General features: G+C 40.5%; 20 protein-coding genes and 3 other annotated features. Of the genes, 16 read left to right on the top strand and 4 right to left on the bottom strand.

The genetic code is table 11. The features are described from left to right. The first annotated feature begins 1 nt into the window (after position 1). The 5 genes from J2S08_RS06570 (at position 2) to J2S08_RS06550 (ending at position 5,123) form a co-directional block, all read left to right on the top strand. Positions 2–448, top strand: coding sequence for a PTS sugar transporter subunit IIA (locus J2S08_RS06570; protein ID WP_307227844.1), 447 nt, complete (start codon positions 2–4; stop codon positions 446–448). A 14-nt stretch (positions 449–462) separates the two neighbouring features. Then, the gene (locus J2S08_RS06565) at positions 463–750 is read left to right on the top strand and encodes a PTS sugar transporter subunit IIB (RefSeq protein ID WP_307227842.1); all 288 of its coding nucleotides are present in this window, start codon (positions 463–465) and stop codon (positions 748–750) included. 132 nt (positions 751–882) lie between these two features. Then, positions 883–2,160: a PTS ascorbate transporter subunit IIC gene (locus J2S08_RS06560; protein ID WP_307227840.1), complete on the top strand. Its 1,278-nt coding sequence runs from the start codon at positions 883–885 to the stop codon at positions 2,158–2,160. 13 nt (positions 2,161–2,173) lie between these two features. After that, complete coding sequence (locus J2S08_RS06555; protein ID WP_307227838.1) at positions 2,174–2,917, top strand: SIS domain-containing protein; 744 nt, start codon at positions 2,174–2,176, stop codon at positions 2,915–2,917. Positions 2,918–3,559: 642 nt separating this feature from the next. Further along, positions 3,560–3,823: a binding site (T-box leader), on the top strand. A gap of 85 nt (positions 3,824–3,908) precedes the next feature. Further along, complete coding sequence (locus J2S08_RS06550; protein WP_307227968.1) at positions 3,909–5,123, top strand: MFS transporter; 1,215 nt, start codon at positions 3,909–3,911, stop codon at positions 5,121–5,123. A gap of 35 nt (positions 5,124–5,158) precedes the next feature. Here the strand turns inward: J2S08_RS06550 and J2S08_RS06545 are convergent, their stop codons facing one another. Then, positions 5,159–5,383 carry an IS3 family transposase gene (locus J2S08_RS06545; RefSeq protein ID WP_307227836.1) on the bottom strand — a complete coding sequence of 75 codons (225 nt, stop codon included), beginning with the start codon at positions 5,381–5,383 and terminating at the stop codon, positions 5,159–5,161. 323 nt (positions 5,384–5,706) lie between these two features. On the opposite strand from J2S08_RS06545, the gene J2S08_RS06540 reads away from it, so the two are divergent. Beyond that, entirely contained in the window at positions 5,707–6,468 is a 762-nt protein-coding gene (locus J2S08_RS06540; protein ID WP_307227835.1) for an alpha/beta fold hydrolase, read from the top strand. Positions 6,469–6,567: 99 nt separating this feature from the next. On the opposite strand, the gene J2S08_RS06535 is transcribed toward J2S08_RS06540, so the two are convergent. Beyond that, positions 6,568–7,308, bottom strand: coding sequence for an ABC transporter permease (locus J2S08_RS06535; protein ID WP_307227834.1), 741 nt, complete (start codon positions 7,306–7,308; stop codon positions 6,568–6,570). Between the two features lie 14 nt (positions 7,309–7,322). Next, positions 7,323–7,583 (bottom strand): hypothetical protein, encoded by a 261-nt coding sequence (locus J2S08_RS06530; protein ID WP_307227833.1) that lies wholly within the window; start codon positions 7,581–7,583, stop codon positions 7,323–7,325. Positions 7,584–8,404: 821 nt separating this feature from the next. On the opposite strand from J2S08_RS06530, the gene J2S08_RS06525 reads away from it, so the two are divergent. Together J2S08_RS06525 and J2S08_RS06520 are read left to right on the top strand one after the other, a co-directional pair. Next, entirely contained in the window at positions 8,405–11,878 is a 3,474-nt protein-coding gene (locus J2S08_RS06525) for a BadF/BadG/BcrA/BcrD ATPase family protein (protein ID WP_307227831.1), read from the top strand. 63 nt (positions 11,879–11,941) lie between these two features. Next, entirely contained in the window at positions 11,942–13,567 is a 1,626-nt protein-coding gene (locus tag J2S08_RS06520) for a 2-hydroxyglutaryl-CoA dehydratase (RefSeq protein ID WP_307227829.1), read from the top strand. A 288-nt stretch (positions 13,568–13,855) separates the two neighbouring features. Here the strand turns inward: J2S08_RS06520 and J2S08_RS06515 are convergent, their stop codons facing one another. Continuing rightward, complete coding sequence (locus J2S08_RS06515; RefSeq protein WP_307227827.1) at positions 13,856–14,005, bottom strand: hypothetical protein; 150 nt, start codon at positions 14,003–14,005, stop codon at positions 13,856–13,858. Positions 14,006–14,171: 166 nt separating this feature from the next. On the opposite strand from J2S08_RS06515, the gene J2S08_RS06510 reads away from it, so the two are divergent. The 8 genes from J2S08_RS06510 (at position 14,172) to trpA (ending at position 22,041) form a co-directional block, all read left to right on the top strand. Continuing rightward, complete coding sequence (locus tag J2S08_RS06510) at positions 14,172–14,816, top strand: MOSC domain-containing protein (protein ID WP_307227826.1); 645 nt, start codon at positions 14,172–14,174, stop codon at positions 14,814–14,816. A gap of 52 nt (positions 14,817–14,868) precedes the next feature. Beyond that, positions 14,869–15,157 (top strand) — a binding site (T-box leader). Positions 15,158–15,215: 58 nt separating this feature from the next. Further along, positions 15,216–15,474 (top strand) — a binding site (T-box leader). A 134-nt stretch (positions 15,475–15,608) separates the two neighbouring features. Continuing rightward, positions 15,609–17,015 carry an anthranilate synthase component I gene (trpE, locus tag J2S08_RS06505; protein ID WP_307227824.1) on the top strand — a complete coding sequence of 469 codons (1,407 nt, stop codon included), beginning with the start codon at positions 15,609–15,611 and terminating at the stop codon, positions 17,013–17,015. Continuing rightward, positions 17,012–17,629: an anthranilate synthase component II gene (locus J2S08_RS06500; protein ID WP_307227822.1), complete on the top strand. Its 618-nt coding sequence runs from the start codon at positions 17,012–17,014 to the stop codon at positions 17,627–17,629. The genes trpE and J2S08_RS06500 overlap by 4 nt, the downstream gene beginning before the upstream one ends. Beyond that, the gene (gene trpD, locus J2S08_RS06495; RefSeq protein WP_307227820.1) at positions 17,595–18,620 is read left to right on the top strand and encodes an anthranilate phosphoribosyltransferase; all 1,026 of its coding nucleotides are present in this window, start codon (positions 17,595–17,597) and stop codon (positions 18,618–18,620) included. The genes J2S08_RS06500 and trpD overlap by 35 nt, the downstream gene beginning before the upstream one ends. Position 18,621: 1 nt before the next feature. Then, positions 18,622–19,395, top strand: a complete 774-nt coding sequence (gene trpC, locus J2S08_RS06490; RefSeq protein ID WP_307227818.1) for an indole-3-glycerol phosphate synthase TrpC — start codon at positions 18,622–18,624, stop codon at positions 19,393–19,395. 22 nt (positions 19,396–19,417) lie between these two features. Further along, the gene (locus J2S08_RS06485) at positions 19,418–20,071 is read left to right on the top strand and encodes a phosphoribosylanthranilate isomerase (protein WP_307227816.1); all 654 of its coding nucleotides are present in this window, start codon (positions 19,418–19,420) and stop codon (positions 20,069–20,071) included. After that, positions 20,049–21,254, top strand: a complete 1,206-nt coding sequence (trpB, locus tag J2S08_RS06480) for a tryptophan synthase subunit beta (protein ID WP_307227814.1) — start codon at positions 20,049–20,051, stop codon at positions 21,252–21,254. The genes J2S08_RS06485 and trpB overlap by 23 nt, the downstream gene beginning before the upstream one ends. Continuing rightward, entirely contained in the window at positions 21,247–22,041 is a 795-nt protein-coding gene (gene trpA / locus J2S08_RS06475; RefSeq protein WP_307227812.1) for a tryptophan synthase subunit alpha, read from the top strand. The genes trpB and trpA overlap by 8 nt, the downstream gene beginning before the upstream one ends. Positions 22,042–22,071: the final 30 nt, after the last annotated feature.

Raw genomic sequence — 22,071 nt, 5'->3', positions numbered from 1 at the left:
TATGACGTCATTTATAAAAAAGGAAAATATACAGGTCAAGGTTGAAGTGCAAAATTGGGAAGAAGCGATTAGAAAGTCAGGAGCTTTGCTGCTAGATAACAATAGTATAACAGAAGCGTATATCGATGAAATGGTAGCAGCTATCCATAACCTTGGCCCCTATATCGTCATTGCTCCTCATATTGCGCTGGCACATGCACGACCTGGAGAAAGTGTATTAAAGAACGATATTAGCTTGATTACGCTGAAAGAACCCGTTGACTTCGGGAGCGAACATAATGACCCAGTTCATATTGTGTTTTCATTTTGCGCAAAAGAAAGTGATAGTCATATAAAACAATTGACTGACTTGGCTGAACTGCTTGATAATGCAGATCTTATTAAGCAGATATCAGAGAGTGGCAACAAGCATGAAGTATATGAAATGTTAAACAATAAAAAGAAATAAGGAGTGTATGTTGCATGAAAAAATTAAACATTATTGCAGTCTGTGGATTTGGAGTCGGTTCTTCAATGGTATTAAAAATGAAAATCGAAGAAATTTTAAAAGAAGCCAATATTGCTGCTAACGTCCAAACAGCCGACGTTGGATCTGCGAGCTCAACCCCAGCAGATATCATTTTCACGTCAAATGAACTTGGCGATAAGCTATCTGCTAGCGTCGATGTCCCAGTAGTAATCATCAACAACTTCGTTGATAAAAATGAAATAAGAGAAAAAGGGTTGCCAGAGGTAGAAAAGCTCCTTTAAGTGGGTGTGTTCCGAAAGAAGGACAAATAGAGCAGTTGGCAGTTGATAGTCTCGAAACGAGGTGCTGCCTTTCTTGTCCTTCGTTTAAATAGCCTCTTTACAAAACATCTCAACTAAAGTGAGGTATGAAAAATGCAAATAATGGAATTTATAATCAATCAAATACTACGTGAACCTGCTTTATTTCTTGGGATTATTGCTGCACTCGGACTAATTATTCAACGTAAGCCGTTTTCAGAAATTGCCAGTGGAACATTTAAAACGATTATCGGGGTTGTGATCTTAACACAAGGGACGAATATCCTTGTTAATTCGATCCTTCCTTTGTCAGAGGCCTTTAATGTGTTCTATCAGATTCCTGCTGATACGAAGCTAAATCCGATAGGAGCTGACAAATTCCTCAGTACTTACGGAAGTCAGGTTGGTTTGGCGATGCTATTAGCATTTTTAATTAACGTACTTGTAGCTCGCTTTACTCCATTAAAAAACATATTTTTAACTGGTCACATGCTCTTCTGGTTCCCGTTTATTTTTACAGCGGTTGCAGTTGAAAGCGGGATGACAGGGACTGGGATTGTTGTTTTTGCTACATTGTTTACAGCTATTTATATTATCGTTGCTCCTGCATTAATCAAACCATTTGTACGCAAGGTTATTGGCGACGATTCGTTTACACTTGGCCACCCTACTATAGGCTTATCTCTATTATCAGGTTGGCTCGGCAAGGTTTTCGGCAATAAAAATAAATCTACGGAAGATTTAAAATTTCCGAAACAAATTGATTTTTTGAGAGAAATCACGATTACATCTTCTCTCGTAATGTTTTTAGTTTACCTTGGTATGGGCTTATTAATTGGCATGGATCAAGCAAAAGAAGTGTTCGGACAAGATAAAAGTCTAGTGACTTTCGCTCTTATGCAGGGCGTTCTGTTTGGTGCTGGATTAACCATTTTATTGCAAGGTGTTAGAATGATGCTTGCTGAGATTATCCCTGCATTTAAAGGGATTTCAGATAAAATCATTCCAAATGCTGTTCCGGCATTGGACTGTCCAATTATTTTTCCGTTCGCTCCTAACGCTGTAATCATTGGATTTCTCGTCTCAATGGTGACTTCAACGATTACACTATTCATTGTCGGTGCGACTGGCTTATTTGCATATGCCATCGTTCCACTTACAATTACTTGTTTCTTTGAAATTGGAACGGCCGCTGTTATTGGTAACGGAACCGGCGGATTAAGAGGAGCAATTATCGGCTCAAGTGTGGCTGGAGTTGTCATGATCCTTCTTGTCGGGTTCTCGATCCCATTCTTGCAAGGTACAGTATCTGATTGGATCATCGTGTTTGGTGGAAATGATTTATCATTATGGGCAATCATTTCAGGATTTTTTGGACAATTATTTAGTTAAGGAGCTGTAAATAGTGGGAAAATACGCAAATCAGTATTTTGAACATGTTGAGGCAATGCTTCAACAAGTAAAAGAAAGTCAGATGGCTAAAATTGAAGAAGCTGCGGATGCATTTGTTCAATCGATAAAAAATGGCGGTACATTATATGCATTTGGGGCGTCGCATGCGGGAATAATTGCAGAAGAAATGTTTTATCGAACTGGGGGACTTGCACTTATTAATCCAATTTTTAATCCGACGTTGATGCTTAATACAAAACCTGTTACTTTAACATCCCAGGTTGAAAGAGTAGAAGGCTTCGGAAAAGTCATGTTCGATTCCGTGAATGCCAAAAAAGGCGATACGATTCTTATCCACTCTGTTTCAGGCAGAAATGCGGCAGCGATCGATATGGCGTTAGCAGCAAAAGAAGCAGGTGTTACCGTAATTGCCTTAACAAATATGACCTATTCTTCACAAGTAACGTCTCGTCATACAAGCGGAAAAAAATTGTACGAAATAGCGGATATCGTCATTGACAATCAAGGTGATTTTGAAGATGCTGCTATTCAGGTAGAAGGAATGGAACAAAAAACGGGCCCTACTTCAACAGTAACTGGCGCTGTAATCGCAAATGCGATCGTCATTGAAACAGTAGAAAAATTAATAAAATCGGGCTTTATTCCTCCCGTTTTTCATAGTGCCAATGTTGACGGCGGCGATGAATTTAATAAACGTATTATAAATGAATATAAGGATAGAATTACCTATATTTAAAACGAAAAAACCTGGGTCTGTTTCATAGGTCCCTAGATTAAAAAGGTAGAGAAAAATGGACGTTTTTCTCTACCTTTTTTTGACTCTTTTGACATTTTTAGTGTGGTATCGTTTTTTCACATTGATTTTCTCAGGCGGTAAATAGTTTGATTTGGCCTAAAAATTAATAAATGTGTTTGATCACTCGACTGCTTTCTTTCGTTCATCACGTAAATGATGTCTAGTTAAATCTAATGGTCTTACCCTTGTCAAGTAGATAAAAAGACAAAGCAGTCATCGGGCATCGAAACTCAATCGGTGCGAGGTGGCTGCTTAGTCTTTTTTGGAATCGCTTGTAATTATATAATAAATTTCCTCGACAGCTCTTTTGTTCACCCCATCAAAAAATCTCCTTCAAGTAAAGTGTATCACCATTCTTAAAGAAATGGTTTTTTACACTGTCTACTTAAAGGGATAATCTCACTTACAGTTCTTTTGTTTTAATCAAACTTATTTTAAAACAACATCAGGTTGTTTTTATGCCTAAAATAAGCTTAGAACTTGAAATAAATTATTATTTTAAAAATTAGAACAAATTCAGTTCAATATGTGATATACTCCTAAACAAAATAAATTAAATTTGAGTGGATTAATTTAATCATTTCAAAAGCAATGATGAGAAGAGTAAGTATATGAAAGCATTACAGAGAACTCCGTTAGCTGAGAAGGGGGATGTACTAGTATACTGAAGCAAGCCTCTGAGCTGTACATAGGATTGTTTAATGATTATGTACCGGGTTCTCCCGTTATAGAGATAGAGCATATATTTTTATTTAAAATAGTGCTTGAAAAGGTTTTTGTAGTAATGCAGAAACAAATTGAGGTGGTACCGCGAACTTTTAAATAAGAAGAAGTCTCGCCCTCAAAGTTCTAAACTTTGAGGGCGAGACTTTTTTTAATAAAAAAGAGAGGAAGTGTTTTTTTGAGTTTCTTAAGATGGAAGAATCCATTAATGCTTTTATTCGGAATTGGAGTTTCAAATTTAGGAGCATGGATTTATCTAATTGCATTAAATTTAATCGTTTTGGATATGACAGGTTCTCCCTTAGCTGTATCAGTTCTATACATACTAATACCTGTCGCGACACTTTTCACTAATTTTTGGGCAGGGAGTTTTGTTGATCGATTGTACCAAAAAAGATTAATGATTTTATTAGATGTCTTTAGGGCCTTATTCATTTTTGCTTTACCATTTTTCGAGTCACTGTTTTTAATATATATTTTTGTGTTTTTTATAAATGTAGCCAGTTCTATTTTTGAACCAACTTCAATGGTTTACATGACAAAATTAATCCCAAAGAGTGATAGACAAAGGTTCAATGCTTTAAGGAATTTTATAAATTCTTGTGGATTCATTTTAGGACCATCAATTGCAGGAGCTTTATTCTTAATAGGCTCTCCATACTTAGCGATCTACACTAACTCAATTGCTTTATTTATTTCAGCGATGATTATTATGTTACTGCCTAATTTAAAAGTTATTAAAGAAGGCGAAGGTCAAGAAAAATTCAACTTAAAGTCTATCATAAATGATTGGAAAGTAATACTTAGTTATGGGAAGGGGCATAAACATATAACAGTCGTTTATCTCTTATTTGGTGGAGTAACTGTTTTTATGACAGCATTAGATTCTCTAGAAGCAGCATTTGCTACAGAAGTCCTTTTACTATCTGAGAGTACTTATGGTTTTTTAGTTAGTATTGCAGGAGTAGGTATAGTAGTTGGTTCCCTTATCAATGCTTTCCTATCAAAATATCTTAAAATAAATTTACTAATTGGCCTTGGAGTAATTTTTACACCTGTAGGTTATTTAATATTTTCAATTTCAAATAAGTTTGCAATAGCAGCTATTGGATTTTTCTTATTAACTTTTTCATTATCATTTGCAAATACTGGATTCTTCACTTTCTATCAAAACAATGTACCTGTTAACATTATGGGAAGGTTCTCAAGTGTCTTTGGTATTATAGAAGCAATGATGATCATTATGTTTACTATTACAATTGGACTTTCAGCAGAATTATTTGAAATTAGACCAGTTTATATCATCGGATCTGCTGTCTTTTTAATCCTTGGACTGATAATTAATATTATTGTACAACGAAAATCAAAGAGTAACTATTACAACCAAAAAATGTCTGTAGAAAAAAGCAATCTTTATAGATAATATCTTCAATGGTAATATTCAGATTTTCCTGAAGGTTATCCTTTTTTCGGATGATGGATTGTACACTTAATTCTACATACATCTACTCTTTTGTAATTGGCAAAGAAACCTCGTTCACGTAAAGCAGTTTTCATAAGAGGATGCCCATATTGTTTATGTTTTTTATGAATTTCTAAAATATGCTGCTTTAATACATGATCTCTCGTAGCAGCGTAGGGATGTCTTCCCAACTCCCAACTTCTTTGTATTTTTTTACCCATTCTTTAGCCATTTGTAATGACCTTTGTATTTTTCTATCTATGCTTTCACCTGTGATGCATTTCGAATACCACAAGCCCTTGATATATTCCTTCTCCACGTAAATATACCTTGTACTACTTCTTGTTTCAATTTATTTATACATTTTTTTGTTCGTCCCATCAAAAAATCCCCTACAAGTATCACCATTCTCAAAAGAATGGTTTTTTACACTGTCTACTTAAAGAGGATAATATCAACCCAAATTTTTTACTTTGAGTTTTTTTCTATCATGGTAAGGCCATACTAGATACAACAACTACGATGTAAAAAAAGGAGTACAACGATGCCTTATGCCATGTATAACCAACAATCGATTTATTATGATGATATCGGGGAAGGAGAGTGTGTGATTTTTATTCATCCACCTGGGATGGGCAGAAAAACGTTTGTAAGGCAATTGCCTTTGCAGCAGCAGTTCCGCCTTATTTTACCAGATTTAAGCGGGAATGGAGAAAGCAAGAAAACAACAGGTTATTGTACTATTGCAGATTATGCAAACGAAATAGAGGCGATACGGCTCCATGCAGGAATTGAGCAGCTCTTTGTTTTTGGCTATTCATCGGGTGGTACAATCGCACAAGAGTATGCACTGCAATATAAAAATAATGTAAAAGGCTTGATCTTATCTGGCGGCTTTCCGCTAGTTGCTAGTGAATTATTTAAAGTAGAGCATCATCTTGGGATTTTTATGGTAAACCATTTCCCAAAATTACTTGCGAAGATAATATCGATGAGCCATTTTCACGAAAAAGATTTGCAACAGGCGCTATACAAGGAAATGTTGAAAGCGAATCTTAGTATTTGGGCGCAATTCTATGAAGCATCTTTAACATATAATTGTCTCCCAAGATTATTGCAATTACAGGCGCCGCTTATGCTCTTATACGGAGAAAAATCAGATAGTATTAATATGCACGTCCGCTTTTATGAGGACATCACGAATAAAGAAGTACACTTTATAAAAAAAGCGAGCCATCAGCTGCCAACTAGAAGGTATAAACAAGTAAATAATTACATTGAGCAATTTATCTTGCATAACGGCTGAGGCTTGCTCCACATTAGAGGATTGAGTACTATTTTACTCTAGTATAAACTCTTGTTTGGATTGATCGATATGTGACGGTACTCTTTATGAGATACCGTCTTAACTCCTTGAATGACGCAAAAATTTCCGGTAACCTGCAAAAGCTAAGGAAAAGCCAGCTATTGTATAACCTAATAAAACGAGTAATGCTATGCCAATGTTTTCGCCACCTGTCGCTGTTGATACTGTAGAGATAAGCGCTTGATGTGCCCAATATAGAGGTAAAAATTTACCGATAGTTTGAATGATTTGAGGTAATATTTCAAAGGGCATCCATAGGCCGCCAAGTACTGCACCAATAAAGGCAACAAGCTGCGTTACAACAATCCCAGTATTTTCTGTTTTGGAGAAAACAGCAATTGCCACACCCCAAGAAGTAACCATAACTGCAAGGCAGACTAAAATAAGAAAATAGTAATATGGTTGATCAATCTGCATGTTATATACAATTATTCCTACTATCGATAATATAACAATCTGTGCAAAGACAATAATCACAAATGGGAACCACTTTCCTGCAAAATATTGCCCCGATGTCAAAGGTGTACTTGCAAGACGGGCTACCAATCCCTTTTCCCGATCTTTAACGAAACTGATTACGATCGAAATAATAATAAAGATTGAAAAAAAGACGCTAAAACCTGTGATAATTTGGCCTGCTACTGCTGCTGGATTTTCTGCATCCTTAGCAAAGATCATCATAAACACGATAATAAAGATGACAGGTAGAAGCAGTGTCCAAAATAATAACGACTTATCTAGTAATTGTTTTTTTATTTCAACTTGTGCGATTGCCCACATTTTTTCATCTCTCCTTAAGAAACATTATCACGTAAAGTCGTGCCAGTTATGGAAAAGAAAACTTCTTCCAAACGAGGCTGCATTAACGATAATTGAATAGGGATGATATTTTGTTTTTCACATCGTGCGGCAAGACTAGACAGGGTTTTAAGTGGATTTGGTGTAGTCAAAAGCCATCCTCCGTCTTTAGGCTGAATCATATTTTCAGGACCAAGCCACGCTTGCGGAATCTCTCCTTTGACGAATACAGCTGGTTGCGCATAACGGTTAAGCAACTCGGTTACGTTTCCTTGTTCCACTACTTTTCCATTGTCAATAAATTTGCTGAAAATGGTAAAAAAACTAATAGCCTCAGTTTATGGGAAAAAATTGTTTCTAAGTTTGTCAATTCTTCCAATCATTTTCTATGCAATGTAATTTGGATGATGACTTCAGAAATAGTTAAATAATCTGAACTTTTTTAAGATAAGAATATATTAGCATATTTTTCAAAATATGAAAATAATTAATAGAACATCATTCGTTTTAAAATGTATATAATTGACATCTTGATTAACATTTTTATAACTTAATAAACTGGCAGGATGATGGAGAACCACAAGTAAAAAATGATCAAACTTATTCTAAACCGACACTTGTTGTATAGTATGGTTGTTAATCCTATATTTTAAAAATTTTCTACAAATCTGTTTCTACAACTTTAGTAAATAAGACTTCAAACGCTTTTTTTACCTCATATAGGTTTCTATCTGTTTTTCATCAAACTCATCCATTAGATAAATCACTGCCGTTATACCCAAATAATAATTCTACAATATCATCATTAACTGGATTAATCCAAGAAGATTAAACTGATATCCAATAACCCAAATAGCCGACTTTTAGTTAACAAATAACGGAATATAGACTGGGGCTGCCAGTGAAGTAACAGGTTTATTTCACTGGCAGCCCCTCTTTTGTGTTATCGCTTACTTTTACAAAAAAGCAGGACGGAGGAACCATTTCTTTACCAATTTTCTTTTATCCAGAAAATGATGAATGTATTCGGAAATGATTGTAATAATAACTATAATTTATGAAAATAAGGAGGAATGGCATGGGTGATCAGGAACGTAGTGCTGATTCGTTAATCATGGGCATTGATGTAGGCTCAACGACGGTAAAGGCGACAGTGGTCGATCCGGACAGCAACGACATTCTTTGGTCCGATTATCAGCGTCACCATACGAAGCAAGCAGAAAATGTCCTAGAATTTTTGATTAGGATTGGAAAAGAATTTCCGGATGTTCCACAAGAAAATATCCGTGTCTTTATGACGGGATCCGGCAGCAATGTTATCGCTCCACATATCGGGGCGAAGTTCGTCCAGGAAGTCAATGCAGTAACGATGGCGGTGGAATTTCTTCATCCGGATGTTGGAAGCGTCATTGAATTAGGCGGGCAGGACGCGAAAATAATCATTTTTAAAGCGAATAAGGAAACGGGAGACAAGCAGGCGCTTACTTCGATGAATGACAAATGCGCCTCAGGGACTGGTGCTACCATTGACAAGTGTATGATCAAAGTGGGCATGCCGATGGATGAAGTGGGCAAATTGCATTTTAACGACGCGAAATTGCACCATGTTGCTGCCAAATGCGGTGTGTTTGCGGAAACGGACATTGTCAATCTGGTGAAAAGCGGTATTCCTTCAAGTGAAATTATGTGCTCTTTGGCGGATGCTATCGTTATGCAGAACCTGTCTGTGCTTACCCGTGGAAACACACTCCGCCACCGGGTGCTTCTACTCGGCGGTCCGAATACCTATTTGCCTTTTCTACAAGAATGTTGGCGGCAGCGCATCCCCGAAACCTGGAAAGAACGCGGGTACGACTATCCCAAAGATGTGCCTATTGAAGAATTAATTTTTGTACCTGACAACTCACAGTATTATGCTGCTTACGGCGCCGTGATGTATGGCAAGCATGAACCTGCTGACGTTGGAATCTATTCGGGAATAGAAGGGCTGAAGGACTTTATCGCTCACGGTCGGAAGGCTAAGCTGGGCGAAAATGCTGGTCCGCCGCTAATAAGCGATAGGACCGAATTGGATAACTTCAAGCGACAGTATCGCATTCCCGCTTTTGAACCGCCTCGCTTTGTTCGGGGGGAGAAAACAAGAGCGGTGATTGGACTTGATGGCGGTTCCACTTCGTCCAAGGCGGTTGTTGTTGATGAAGAAGGAACTATTTTACTTAAGGAGTATCAGCTCTCCAAAGGGAATCCGCTTGAAGATACAAAAGAAATGTTGAAGCGGATCGACGAGAAAGTACGGGACCAAGGAGCCGAGTTAGAGATCATCGGGTTCGGTGCAACAGGATATGCCGCCGATGTGCTGGAAAAAACATTAAAGGCGGATGTTAATATTGTTGAAACCATCGCCCATATGATGAGCGCGGTTCATCAATTTGGTGATATCGACGTCATCTGCGATATCGGCGGCCAAGACATTAAGGTACTCTTTCTAAAAAATGGGGATATCCGCAACTTTCGGTTGTCCAATCAATGTTCCGCTGGAAATGGGATGCTGTTGCAGGCAATGGCAGACCAGTTCGGCATTGCGATTCAGGAGTATGCAGAAACGGCCTTCAATGCAGCGCTTACCCCGAAATTTTCCTACGGTTGTGCTGTATTTCTAGACGGGGATCGGGTTAATTTTCAAAAGGAGGGCTATTCCAAAGAGGAACTGTTAGCTGGATTAGCACTAGTTCTACCGAAAAACGTTTGGCAATATGTCGTACAAATTCCACGTATGGCCGAATTAGGGAGAAAATTTGTACTTCAGGGTGGGACTCAATACAATTTGGCAGCTGTAAAGGCGCAGGTCGATTACATTAAAGAGCGAGTTCCAGATGCCGAGGTGTACGTTCACCCCCATCCGGGGGAAGCGGGAGCTATCGGCGCGGCGATGGAAACTTTGCGAGTGGTGAAGCGCCGCGGATATTCTACATTTTTAGGCTTGGATGCTGCTATTAACCTACAGTATAGATCGCGGAATGATGAATCGACTCGCTGCAACTTTTGTCCCAACCACTGTAGCCGCACCTTTATTGATTCCAAAACGCCTGATGGGGAGACAGCCCGTTATATTTCTGGTTTTAGCTGCGAAAAAGGAACGGTGGAAGATAAGGAAGCCGTCGTTAAATTGACAAGAAAGCGACAGGAACTAAAAAAACATTACCCTAATCTAGTGGAATACGAGGCGCGTCGGATGTACCAGCATTTCTATAAGCCGGAGGCGCTGCCCGAAGCCGACTCACTGGTCGATGACGTCCAGTTGAAGCGCGGTTGGTTTGGGTTAGGAGGGATACGCAAAACCTCATACACCCGCAAATTTACACGCTCTTCCGCCGAAGCGATGGAACAGCGAACGGAGCTTCGGATTGGAATTCCCCGGGTATTAAACATTTGGTCGACGGCTCCATTCTGGCGCACTTATTTTGAATCCCTTGGCATCGACAAACGGAACCTTGTATTCAGTGACTTTACGAGCGAGGAAATGTGGCAGGAAGGAGGGAAATATGGGTCGATTGATCCATGCTACCCTTCGAAAGTGGCTCAAGCGCATGTTCACAATCTGCTGTTCAAGCATCACGAAAAAAAGCCGCTTGATTACATCTTTTTCCCGTGTATCACGCATATTCCAACCAACTTGCACAACGTGATGGATTCTGCCAGCTGTCCTATTGTAGCAGGCGCGCCGAATGTGATTAAAGCCGCCTTTACGAAAGAGGTTGACTTCTTTGCGACAAGAGGAGTTTCCTATCTTGATCCGGCGGTTTCCTTTACAGAACCTCATTTGATGAAGAAACAGCTGTATGAGGCGTTCGGAGATCGTTTGCAAATCACGGAGGATGAAAGCGACTTTGCCGTAGATCAGGGCTGGAAAGCGATGCAGCTTTTTGATGACGAAATGCAAGAGAAGGGACGAGCGATCTTCGAGCAGATTGAACAGGAAAATCGTCTCGCTATTTTACTGATCGGGCGTCCGTATCATTCTGATCCAGGTCTCAATCACAATGTGCTTGAGGAGTTTCAGGTACTGGGCTATCCCATTCTATCCATGCGCTCTATCCCTAAGGACGAGGCTTGGCTAAAGCGCTTTTTCCACGAAGACTTGCAGAGCGGCAGAGTAGAATATGCACTGGAAGTAAGCGACGTCTGGCCGGAAAACTTTAGCTCCAACAGTGTGCAAAAAGTGTGGGCGGCTAAATTTGCCGCACGTCATCCGAATGTAGCGGTGTTAGATTTATCAAGCTTTAAATGCGGACATGATGCCCCTACTTATGGTTTAATCGACTCGATTATCGGGGCGTCGGGAACCCCTTACTCCGCTCTGCACGATATCGATGCTAACAAACCGAGCGGTTCAATCAAAATCCGGGTTAAAACTTATGCACACAGTCTCGGACTGCATGAAGAGCGGTTAGAGGATTTGGCTCGCAAAAAAGCCGAATTGCAGCAGCTTATTGAACAAAAACGCGCCGAACTGTCGAGCAGGCAACAAGACGATCAAGCCGGGGCTGTATAAAACCGGATCACTGCCGGAAAGGAAACGAAGAAAACTTTAATCAATAAGGAGGGACAAGCAAATATGGCTGTTAGAAATAAGAAAAAACGAAACAAGCATGACGTCTTTATCGAGAAAGAATTGCTGTTGTTTCAAAAAGAACAGGAAAAAGCGCTGGGTTTACGTCAAGAAATAAACCAGTGGTTTGATCCCGTACCCCGTCAATTTCTGCTCAAGGACAAGGCAACTACTACCATTCTTTTTGGCGGGCTGACGATGGCCCACGATTACTTGGTGGCAGGGGCACTCAGTGGGCTGGGGTATCGGGTGAAACATCTCGACTGCCCGGATAATGAGTCGCTTCGCTACGGAAAAGAATTTGGCAACCGCGGGCAATGCAACCCGACTTACTTCACGATCGGCAATTTGATTAAATACCTGCATTACCTTCGTGATGAAGAAGGTAAAACGAAGGAGGAAATCGTCGAAAATTACCTGTTCGTGACTAGCGGTTCATGCGGTCCGTGCCGTTTTGGAACTTATGTGACTGAATACCGAAAAGCATTGCGTGATGCGGGATTTGCCGGTTTTCGCGTCCTGCTGTTTCAGCAAACAGACGGTTTGAAACAGGCAACCGGCGGGGAATCTGCCCTGAAGCTTGATACATCTTTTTTTGTCGGTTTTCTAAAAGCGGTATTGCTCGGCGACATTCTTAATGCACTTGCTTATCGGATACGTCCTTATGAAGTCGAATCCGGTTCGACGGATGCCGCACTAGAACGCTGCAAGCGATATTTGTACGATGCCCTGAACACTCGAAAGTGGCTGCTGCCTGCATTATTGAAATGCCGGAAGGAACTAGAGTCCGTTCGGGTGGACAGAACGAAGGTCAAACCGAAAGTGAGCATTATCGGCGAATTTTGGGCGATGACTACAGAAGGAGACGGCAATTACCAGCTGCAGCGGTTTTTGGAAAGCGAAGGAGCCGAGGTCGAAGTCCAATCGGTTACAGCTTGGATCCTGTTCCTTATCTGGTCGGGGCGCTATGATACCCGCAAACGGATGAATTTACGGGAGGCGGATTCTGGACGTCACGGTTTGAAAGGGAAGAACCCTGTACTGAAGCTGCGTATGTTATGGATGGCTGACCGTTTCATTCGACTTCTGTTCCAGACGTATGCCAATATTATCGGTCTGCATCGGTATCATTTGCCGGACATGGAAGAGATTGCCCAGGTTGCCCATGACCATTACAACAACCAATTGCGTGGCGGAGAAGGCCATATGGAAGTAGGGAAATTGATTCTTAATGTGGTAAAGCGGAAGGTGAACATGACCATTTCTGTCAAGCCATTTGGCTGCATGCCGTCTTCTGGTGTTTCGGACGGGGTTCAGTCTCTTATCACTGAAAAATTTCCCGAAGCGATTTTCCTTCCGATTGAAACAACTGGGGACGGAGCGATCAATGTATATAGCAGGGTGCAGATGATGCTGTTTAAGGCTAAACAAACCGCACAGAAGGAATTTGACGAAGCCTTGTCGAAAAAAGGTCTGGCTGTCGAACAGCTGCGAATTCGGTGTTCCAAAACGAGCAATCCGTTAACCGCCAGTCGTCATGTCGTTGCTTGTACAGCGGCCAATATGGTATATGGGGCGAGCCGAATGTTCAATCGGCCTTTCTTCAGAAGAAACCGGGAACAAACGATTTGACATTTCGACAAAAAACTAGCAAAAAAGACTAAATATATCCCTATCAAGTAGACGTTCCTGAAAGCCATTGTGACTCGTTATTCTATCGATGCACGATGGCTTAGTTGCTTTATTGATAGTTGTATTAGTTTTATTCATTATTTTAGCTGGAATGGACAATGAAGATCCAGTTTATCAGAAAGAGTCTGGTAATTGCCTTCTCCATTTACATACTTTTCTACAGCCTTCCCCTTCAATAATTCTGAATAATAATAGAATTTACGGGACTATTTTACCCCGTAAATCCCTTTACGTAGACAGTGCAACACCTTCGTATTTTTCGCAGGCTTTTTTTACAATGTTGTAAGGAAGATCACTTGCGGTTGCACCGTCCGTTTGGTTTTCTCTCCACGCAGCAGGACCGGTCAATTGCATACTGAATTGTTTGGCGTTCTGCAAATGTAATTCAGCGTACTCCTGCCACTGAATGATGTTTTCGATAAATCGTTTGAAGGAAGCGGGTGCGGCATCCTTAGTCAATTGTAGGCGCAAGAAAGGAATTATTGTATGCTATAGAGAAAGATTGCTGTTTTTAAATTAAACGAATGACATAGGAGGGATGACATTGCAATTAAAGAGTCTTTACATAGGGAAACCAAAACAATATGTATATAAGGGGAAAATGTATACATCTGCAATTAGCAAAAATAGCAAGGATCAAATCTACTTAACGAAGGGTGGCTTTCAAGAAGATGGTGTAGCAGACCATAGACATCATGGCGGACCTGATCGGGCTGTCTGTTTTTATCCGGTAGAGCATTATTCGCAATGGCAAATGGAATTTGGAAAAGATTTATTGCGGCCGGGTTTTGGTGAAAATGTATCAGTAGCAGGCATGTTGGAGCAGGATGTTTGTATTGGTGATATTTACAAAATTGGGGAAGCAACTGTCCAAATAAGCCAAAACAGAATTCCTTGTGCAACGATTTCACAACATAACGGGATTGACAGTCTGTTAAAACGGGTCATAGAAACAGGTTATACTGGTTATTTTGCAAGAGTATTAGAAGCAGGGTGCATTTCACTTGATGCAAAAATTCACCTTTTGGATCGCCCTGAAAAGACCGCCACAGTTTTAGCAGTCAACCAGCTGTATTTTCACGATCGCGACAATCAGGACTTGCTGCAATCAGTGGTGGAAATAGAATCATTAGCAGAAGTTATGCGAGAAAAATTTGTGAAAAAATTAAAAATAACCCTTGACAAATAAAAAAAAGCACTCTAAGATAAGTAACAAATAAAGTTCCGACAAATAACAAAACAAAATGGCGTAGACGAAGAGAAGTAATCTGTGACGAAACGAAAAGAGAGCTGGTGGTTGGTGTGAACCAGTGTGATCGAGCAGATGAATGGACTTTCGAGCCCCAAACCGAACCTTAATGAAAGCAGTAGGCTTTGGCGACAATGTCTTATCGTTATCTAAGACAGCATAAAAGCGAAGATAAGTGCGTGTTCAAGAAACTTGAACAGACTCAATAAGCTTATGCGTTGAAAGTGAGCTGTTTTCGAACAGCTAATGAAGGTGGTACCACGGGGTTTCTCGTCCTTTTTGGATGGAGAACCCCTTTTTTGCGTTTATTTCGCATCTTTTTAGGATAATTAAATATCGTTGAAATTGTTAAGCAAGAAGAGTACATATATCGGATCATAACAGAGAGCTGGGGATTGCTGGAAACCTAGTATGTGATGGTAAATGGAATGGGCTTGCGAGAGGTTTCCTGAATGCAATGTAAAGTAGGGAAATCCGGGATTCCGCCGTTAAAAGGATAGAGTATCGGATCAATGATAAGATCCTGTACTTGAAGAAGAGGGGGAAATCATGAGATTTCTCCAAAAAGAGGTGGCACCACGTTAAAAACGTCCTCTATGAACATGAGTTTAGTTCGTGTTCATAGAGGACGTTTTTATTTTTTCCACAGGACAGTAAGCTCCAGCTAGGGTTTGTTGTTCTTAAAAACGAGTGAGTGGTTGTTTCACTTATTTTATAAAAGGAGAAATGTTAATGGATACAACAAATCTTAGGTCTAAGGTTGATTATAAGACATTGGAGGCAAATGGAGACAGCGCCACTCCCATTAGTGTGTTTAATCGCTTGTCTGGCAATAAAAAGTTTTTAATGGAGAGCTCTTTGAAGCATGAGGAAAAAGGCAGATACTCTTTTATTGGCGTCAATCCATATCTAGAAATCATCGGTACTGGCAATGAAATAACAATTAAGTCGCTAGGCTTAAACGAACATTCCATCAGGAAAGGGAAAATTTTAGACATTATAAGAGAACACCTTCCCAATGTGGAACTCCCGATTCCATTCCCTTACTACGGTGGAGCGGTTGGCTATGCTAGCTACGATATGATTCGCCAATATGAAGATATTGGCCATATAAAGGCAGATGAAATCAATATGCCTGATCTTCATTTCATGGTGTATCAAGATGCGATTATTTTTGACCATGTAAAACAAACACTCACGTTCGTTGCTATCAATCTTGATGGCAATAGAAATAAGCAGGCGCTTGAAGCAAGACTGATAGAAATGAAAAAGGAGATTTTTACTCCTGCTGAAGAAGAGAAGGAAGAAGTAGATTGGAAGCGATGTTTTCAGCCCTCTATAGACAAACAAACTTTTATGGAAATGGTAGAGAAAGCAAAGGAAAGCATTAGAAAAGGGGATATTTTTCAAATTGTTCTTTCACAACGTTTCAAAGCGAAATTTACAGTTGATCCATTTCAATTTTATCGACGGCTAAGAAGAACGAATCCATCGCCTTATATGTTTTATCTCGATTTCCAAGATTATATTGTGTTAGGTGCCTCTCCTGAAAGCTTAATTAAAACAACCGGAAAACAGATTACAACAAATCCAATTGCAGGCACGAGGCCGCGAGGGAGATCACGAACAATCGATCAAGCGTTAGAAAAAGAATTAATAAAGGACGAGAAAGAAATCGCTGAGCATAACATGCTTGTTGATCTTAGCCGCAACGATTTAGGCAAAGTATGTGAAATCGGCAGTATCACCATTCCAACGTACATGGCTATCGAACGCTATCAATATGTGATGCATATCGTCTCGGAAGTGAAAGGGAGGTTAGCGCCTTGCTATTCAAGCATAGATGCGCTAGTCGCTTGTCTTCCTGCGGGGACAGTATCTGGGGCGCCAAAAATAAGAGCAATGGAAATCATTAACGAGCTTGAAACAGAAAAAAGAGGGGTTTATGGCGGAGGAGTTGGATATATCAATCTCAACGGAGATGCAAATATCGTGCTTGCAATTCGCACACTTGTCATTAAGGAGCAAATAGCATACTTGCAAGCGGGTGCAGGAATTGTACTCGATTCTGATCCAGAGGCAGAATATGCTGAGACGATGAACAAAGCAAAAGCATTATTGGAGGTGGAAGGCTCTTGATTGTACTGATCGATAATGATGATTCCTTTACGTATAACTTGTATCAATATCTTGCAGAGTTAGGAGCAGAGGTAAAAGTGATCCGAAACGATTGTATGACGGTGGAGGAAATTCTCGCTTTATCTCCAAAAGCAATCGTGCTTTCCTCAGGCCCAGGGCTGCCAGTTAATGCCGGTGTTTGCCTTGAAATCGTCAAAAGATGCTATCAAACGCTGCCAATTCTTGGTGTTTGTTTAGGACATCAAGTGATCGCAGCTGCATTTGGAGCGGATTTAGTGCAAGCAACACGTATCAAACATGGCAAGCAGTCGCCGATTCTACATAATGGCGAGGGGATATTTCAATATTTATCTCAGCCGCTCGCTGTGATGCGCTATCATTCTTTTGTCATTAAGAAGGGAACGTTGCCGCCGGCTTTTACAATTACTGCAAAATCTATGGATGATGAAGAAATCATGGCCATTAAGCATCAAGATTATCCATTGTACGGTATTCAATTTCACCCAGAGTCAATTGGAACAAAATCCGGTAAAAGGATACTCCAACATTTTTTGAATGAGATGGGGAGGGTACAGAAAAATGAAAGAATATTTACAAAAATTAACGGAGAATAAACCGCTATTATTTGAAGAAATGATCTGCGCTTCACGAAGCATGTTTTCTGAACACATTTCCGAAACGGAAATAGGTGCTTTTCTAACAGCCTTAAAAACAAAAGGGGAAAGTGCAGATGAAATTGCCGGTCTTGTCAAAGTCATTCGTGAGAAATCAGTCATGGCTCAGCATCTCCCATTTTCGGTGATGGATAATTGCGGAACAGGAGGAGATGGTTCCCAAAGCTTTAACATCAGTACGACATCGGCATTTGTCATTGCAGGGGCTGGGATTAAAATAGCGAAGCATGGCAATCGCAGCATTTCCAGTAAAACAGGGAGTGCGGATGTCCTAGAGCATTTAGGCGTTTCGCTCAATGTTCATCCCGACAAGATGGAAGAGTTGTTGGCGAATAATGGGATTGCCTTTTTATTTGCTCCAGCTGTCCATCCAACATTAAAACGTGTCATGAAAATTAGGCACGATTTAAAAATTCCGACTGTATTTAATCTTATTGGTCCATTGACAAATCCGCTTGAACTGGATTCGCAGCTGCTCGGCATTTATCGAAGAGATATGCTCTTAATGATGGCGGCAGTTCTCGACCGTCTCGGAAGAAGGCGCGCTATTATTGTCAATGGGGCTGGCTTTATGGACGAAGCCTCTTTGGCAGGAGAAAATCATCTTGTCCTTTTAGAGAATGGAGAGATGATCCCCTTTACGGTTCATCCAGAGGAAGTAGGGTTGCCAGTATATGATAATGACGCAATTAAAGGTGGTACGTCGCTTGAAAATGCAGAAATTTTATTAAAGGTGTTGAAAGGAGAAAAAGGCGCTTATCGGGACACCGTCCTTTTAAATGCAGGGTTGGCGATTTTTGCCCATGGCTCTGTTGAAACCATTCAAGAAGGAATTAAGGCAGCAAAGGAAAGCATCGACTCTGGTGCAGCCCGAGAAAAACTGGAGTATTTAATTAGAGATAGTCAAGTTTCAGGAAAGAAGGTGATGTAAGATGACAATTTTAGAAAAAATATTACGTCATAAAGAAAAGGAAGTTGCATATTTAAAGACCGCTTATCAAGGACAGAGAAAACCGCATATTCAAATTTATCCATCCTTATATGACAGTTTTCAACAAGCAAATACGATGAATATTATTGCAGAAATAAAACGAGCTTCTCCTTCAAAAGGGGACTTAAATTTGAACGTCGATCCTATGAAACAAGCGCTTCAATATGAACAGTATGGTGCTGGAGCAATCTCTGTGTTAACAGATGAACATTTTTTCAAAGGTTCGATGGCAGATTTGGCGGCAGTTCGAAGCGCCATCCAGCTTCCGCTCTTATGCAAAGATTTTATTATTGATCCGATTCAAATTGATCGTGCTAAAGATTATGGCGCAACCGTGATTTTGTTAATCGCAGCTGCTTTATCAAAAGAAACGCTAAAAGCACTTTATGCACATGCAAGAGAGCAGCAGTTGGAAGTATTATTAGAAATTCATGATGAGAAAGAGCTGGAAACTGCACTTGATATCGGCGCTAATATTATCGGAATCAATAACCGAAATTTAAAAACATTTGCTGTTGATTTAGCGGTGACGGAGGAACTAGCAAGCAAGATAAAGAACAGCAATATACTTCTCATCAGTGAAAGCGGCATTCAAACAGAAGCGGATGTAGAGCGAGTAAAGGCTGTCGGTATAAAAGGGATATTAGTTGGTGAAACGTTCATGCGTTCCACAAACCTGCGGCACTCCTTTGCACAATTCAAACAACCGATTTAAGGCAGGAAAGGAGAGAAGATGGGTGATCATTAAAATTTGTGGGATTACCAATATGGAAGGAGCTAAAGCAGCGAGTAAGGCTGGAGCTGATTTCATTGGCTTTGTTTTTGCTGATAGCAAACGAAAAATAGCCCCTTATAAAGCGAAAGAAATCGCCAGCACGATACCAAACAATGTGAAAAAAGTCGGTGTGTTTGTCAACGAGTCGTTAACAAACATCCTCCAGATTGCAAAAGAGGTTGATTTAGATATCATTCAGTTGCATGGGGACGAACCTGCAGCATTTTGCAAGCAGATCCCACTGCCAACGATTAAAGCATTTGGTATTCAATGTCAGGAAGATATCGTGGGATTATCATCATATGATTGTGATTATTATTTAGTCGACAGTCCAACTGGACGATATCGAGGCGGGAATGGCACAACCTTTGACTGGTCGCTTATGAAAGATCACGGAATCGCTCGCGAACAGGTGATGCTTGCAGGGGGATTGCATGCAGAGAATATAGAAACCGCTATTTCCATCGTGCAGCCAGCTGCAATCGATGTTTCCAGTGGTGTTGAAACAAACGGAAAAAAAGACCCTGATAAAATCAAGGCATTTATTCATAAAGCAAAGCAAGCTTACAAACTATTAGAGAGGCGGAAAAATCTTGAAGACTTATACACTTCCTGATCAACATGGACATTTTGGAAAATTCGGTGGACGCTTTATTCCAGAAACGTTGATACAAGCAGTCCTGGAATTAGAAGCAGCATATGAAGAAGCAATAAAAGACCGAACATTTGCCGAGAAAATGAACGATTATTTACGGCAATATATCGGCCGCGAAACTCCGCTTTATTTTGCTGAAAATCTAACAAAGAAACTTGGTGGACCTAACATTTTTTTAAAAAGAGAGGATTTAAATCATACAGGCGCTCATAAAATTAACAACACGATTGGTCAAGCACTATTAGCGCAGCGCATGGGGAAAAAGAAGGTCGTTGCAGAGACGGGAGCAGGACAGCATGGTGTTGCAACAGCAACAGTTAGTGCACTTTTAGGACTTGAATGCATCATTTTTATGGGGGAAGAGGATATTCGCCGCCAAAAACTAAATGTATTCCGTATGGAACTGCTCGGAGCCACTGTGAAATCGGTGAGGCAAGGGAGCGGAACACTGAAAGATGCTGTAAATGAGGCCTTACGCTATTGGGTTGCACATGTAGAGGATACACACTATATTATGGGATCGGTTCTAGGGCCGCATCCATTCCCTAAAATAGTTCGCGATTTTCAAAGTGTCATTGGAGAAGAAACAAAGCAGCAAATTGTAAAGCAGACTGGAAAACTTCCCGATGCTGTCGTTGCCTGCATCGGAGGCGGAAGTAATGCAATGGGGATGTTTTATCCATTTGTGGAGGACGAAGCGGTGAAGCTATACGGAGTAGAGGCAGCAGGCTCTGGACTGGATACAGATAAGCATGCGGCTTCGTTGACGAAAGGCAAAATCGGTATTTTACATGGAACACTGATGTATTTGCTGCAGGATAAGCACGGGCAGATTCAAGAAGCACATTCTGTATCAGCTGGGCTAGATTATCCTGGTGTTGGACCAGAACATTGTTATCTAAAGGAGACGGGACGGATTCATTATACATCGATTACAGACGAAGAAGCACTTGCTGCGTTTCAAATGCTGTCAAGAACAGAAGGAATTATCCCTGCGTTGGAAAGTTCTCATGCTGTTGCTTACAGTCTAAAGTTAGCGAAGGAAATGACGAAGGAGCAATCGCTTGTCATCTGTTTATCTGGACGTGGAGACAAAGATGTTGAAGCTGTAAAATCAATTATTGGAGGTGGAGAACATGAGTAAACAAAAACTAGAAACAGCGTTTCAAAAAATACAAGACGAAGGTCATAAAGCTTTTGTTCCTTATATCATGGCAGGCGACGGCGGCGTCGATCAACTAGAAGAACAAGTACTCTTACTAGAAAAAAGCGGCGCTGCCGCAGTCGAGGTCGGTGTTCCATTTTCTGATCCTGTTGCAGATGGCCCTACGATCCAAGCTGCTGGAAAGCGTGCGTTAGAAAACGGAACAACTTTAACCGATATTCTTCACGAGCTGGAAAGATTTAAAGAAACGAGAAAAATTCCGATAGTCATGATGATGTATATCAACTCGATTTATGCATATGGCATTGATGATTTTGCACAAGCTTGTGCAAAAGCTGGTGTCGATGGACTCATTATTCCTGATTTGCCATTAGAAGAAGAAATACTTGTAACAGGCGCTTTAGAAAGATATGAAATAGCCCTTATTCGCCTCGTTTCTCTTACGAGCCCTGCTGCAAGACAACAAGAAATCGCGGCGCGGACAGAAGGATTTCTCTATGCTGTTACCGTTACCGGCACGACCGGAGCACGAACGTCTTACCATACAGAGATTGGCCAATATTTACAACAGTTAAAACAAATGACAGCAACGCCAGTGCTTGCAGGATTCGGCGTTTCTACACCAGAACAAGTGCGTATGCTCAGCAATTATTGCGATGGTGTCGTTGTTGGCAGTAAGATTGTTGAGCTGCTCCATCAAGACGAGCGTGAGCAAATCAAAGAACTCATTGCCGCTGCTAAAAAATCTAATCTTCCGATTTTATAAAATAGGTTTACTCGAGCCCCACTAGCAAAA

Origin of the sequence: Bacillus chungangensis, assembly GCF_030812995.1 — a bacterium.
In the GTDB taxonomy this organism is placed as follows: domain Bacteria; phylum Bacillota; class Bacilli; order Bacillales; family Bacillaceae_C; genus Bacillus_CF; species Bacillus_CF chungangensis.
The sequence above is the reverse complement of the archived record's forward strand: the minus strand, read 5'-3'. Positions and strand labels throughout refer to the sequence as shown.

Coding starts and splice junctions, on each gene's coding strand:
- J2S08_RS06570 (WP_307227844.1), top strand. CDS start 2: ATGACGTCATTTATAAAAAAGGAAAATATACAGGTCAAGGTTGAAGTG.
- J2S08_RS06565 (WP_307227842.1), top strand. CDS start 463: ATGAAAAAATTAAACATTATTGCAGTCTGTGGATTTGGAGTCGGTTCT.
- J2S08_RS06560 (WP_307227840.1), top strand. CDS start 883: ATGCAAATAATGGAATTTATAATCAATCAAATACTACGTGAACCTGCT.
- J2S08_RS06550 (WP_307227968.1), top strand. CDS start 3,909: ATGCTTTTATTCGGAATTGGAGTTTCAAATTTAGGAGCATGGATTTAT.
- J2S08_RS06545 (WP_307227836.1), bottom strand. CDS start 5,383: ATGGGTAAAAAAATACAAAGAAGTTGGGAGTTGGGAAGACATCCCTAC.
- J2S08_RS06540 (WP_307227835.1), top strand. CDS start 5,707: ATGCCTTATGCCATGTATAACCAACAATCGATTTATTATGATGATATC.
- J2S08_RS06535 (WP_307227834.1), bottom strand. CDS start 7,308: ATGTGGGCAATCGCACAAGTTGAAATAAAAAAACAATTACTAGATAAG.
- J2S08_RS06525 (WP_307227831.1), top strand. CDS start 8,405: ATGGGTGATCAGGAACGTAGTGCTGATTCGTTAATCATGGGCATTGAT.
- J2S08_RS06520 (WP_307227829.1), top strand. CDS start 11,942: ATGGCTGTTAGAAATAAGAAAAAACGAAACAAGCATGACGTCTTTATC.
- trpE (WP_307227824.1), top strand. CDS start 15,609: ATGGATACAACAAATCTTAGGTCTAAGGTTGATTATAAGACATTGGAG.
- trpD (WP_307227820.1), top strand. CDS start 17,595: ATGAAAGAATATTTACAAAAATTAACGGAGAATAAACCGCTATTATTT.
- trpC (WP_307227818.1), top strand. CDS start 18,622: ATGACAATTTTAGAAAAAATATTACGTCATAAAGAAAAGGAAGTTGCA.
- trpA (WP_307227812.1), top strand. CDS start 21,247: ATGAGTAAACAAAAACTAGAAACAGCGTTTCAAAAAATACAAGACGAA.